We start from the raw sequence: 1,516 nt of genomic DNA, 5'->3' as shown, positions 1-1,516 counted from the left end.
TCACAGTTACCACCCTTGCGACTTACTAATGCTTCTAGGCGTTACCCCAGCGCATAAGGGACTTGCACCCTCTAGATTAATTACTTACTTTGCTGTAAGTAAAAGATGCCCATACTGGGCACACACAGCGTATAAAAATAATAGGGCAATGAGTCCTAAAACCAAAGGAAAAGGCACTTTTTCGAGGTCGCCAAATTTTTAAATTTATCTTATTGAGAAAAAAAGATAATAAGAAAAATTAAAAAATTCGGCTTGTGTCTAACCGAATGGTAGTCGCTTTTTTTCAGCCCTACTATTCTTATACAAATCCGTTGTAAAACATTTGAAAAAACCAATCTACATATCATTAATTTTTATTATTCTGACAAGTTGTTCAGCAAATAAAACAATTTCTGAAATCAAAAATTACGTAAAAGAAATAGAAAATCGAACTGACTTAAATGAATCTATAACAGAATTCAATACAGAGAATTTAAACGGAGAAATTATTGGTGGAACATCAACATATGAGTTAACTGACAAAAAAAACAAGCTCTACCGAATAATAACCGAAACAGCTCAACCAAATGACTCAACAGCATATTTTGAATTTTACTATAAACAGAAAAAATTGATTTTTGCCAAAGCCCTACAATTTTCAAACAAAGAAACAGACTTAGATACAATTACAAATACCGAACTATATTTTTATAAAGGGAAACTAATAAAGCAAATTGACTTTAAACTGAATAAAGGCGATTCTGAAAAAATAAAATTATTAGCGGAATCCTATACTGTCGAAGGACTTGGAACTTAATAAAAAACGTTTTACAACACTGTGTAAAAATAATTGCTAGTTCTCGCCTACTTGTAAATTCCTGCGGAATTTCCACAGGCTCGGTCAATTTTTGTTATTTTAGGTGTTTAAACCACGCAACTATTCTTACACCAAACGTTGTGTGTAATTTGAAAAATGAACGATATTAAACTGAACAAATACGAAATTAATTTTCTGACTGAACCATTTCCTATTCATTTAGGAGATGTAAAAAACCTCTTTATATCTGACTTCGGATTTTCTGAAATAGATGCGATAAGTGAATCCATTGACTTACTCAAAAGAATGTACGAACTGAATTTTATCCAATTTGAAATTCTTCTTTATTATAAATCTGATAGCAAAATTAAAATAGTACTCGATGAACCTGAAAAAGGTTTTGAACTAAAAATAGATTCTGACTTTTGGATAAAACTGAAAAACGAAAAAGAAATATGGAATCGTTTGATGTTAGGAATGAATAGAAATTGGGATTTTGGAATTGACCTATCGAATGATTTTTACGAAAAATATTATGAACCAGACGACACGGAATTTTATAAACTGATAAACCAAGAATAAAAACTACACACAATCGAGTAGACGGCTGACAATCGAATGATTGCCAGTGCGCCTCTCACACCACCGTACGTACGGGTCTCGTATACGGCGGTTCAACGTTCATCTCAACAATTGCTCTTTACACCAATTGAAGCTACC

General features: G+C 32.3%; 3 protein-coding genes. All 3 read left to right on the top strand.

Going from position 1 to position 1,516, the window contains the following annotated elements; genetic code table 11:
* Positions 1–202 (top strand): hypothetical protein (locus tag ES677_RS15555; RefSeq protein ID WP_211357901.1); only part of this gene is annotated, 202 nt, incomplete at its 5' end.
* 120 nt (positions 203–322) lie between these two features.
* Positions 323–796 carry a hypothetical protein gene (locus ES677_RS15060; protein WP_148381707.1) on the top strand — a complete coding sequence of 158 codons (474 nt, stop codon included), beginning with the start codon at positions 323–325 and terminating at the stop codon, positions 794–796.
* A 156-nt stretch (positions 797–952) separates the two neighbouring features.
* A complete protein-coding gene (locus ES677_RS15055) occupies positions 953–1,378 on the top strand; it encodes a hypothetical protein (protein ID WP_148381705.1) in 426 nt (141 codons plus the stop codon).
* Positions 1,379–1,516 lie beyond the last annotated feature (138 nt).

Source organism: Bizionia gelidisalsuginis, assembly GCF_008086185.1.
Classification (GTDB): Bacteria; Bacteroidota; Bacteroidia; order Flavobacteriales; family Flavobacteriaceae; genus Bizionia; species Bizionia saleffrena.
The sequence above is the reverse complement of the archived record's forward strand: the minus strand, read 5'-3'. Positions and strand labels throughout refer to the sequence as shown.

Excerpts from the sequence above, each read along its gene's own strand:
- ES677_RS15055 (WP_148381705.1), top strand. The coding sequence starts at position 953 with ATGAACGATATTAAACTGAACAAATACGAAATTAATTTTCTGACTGAA.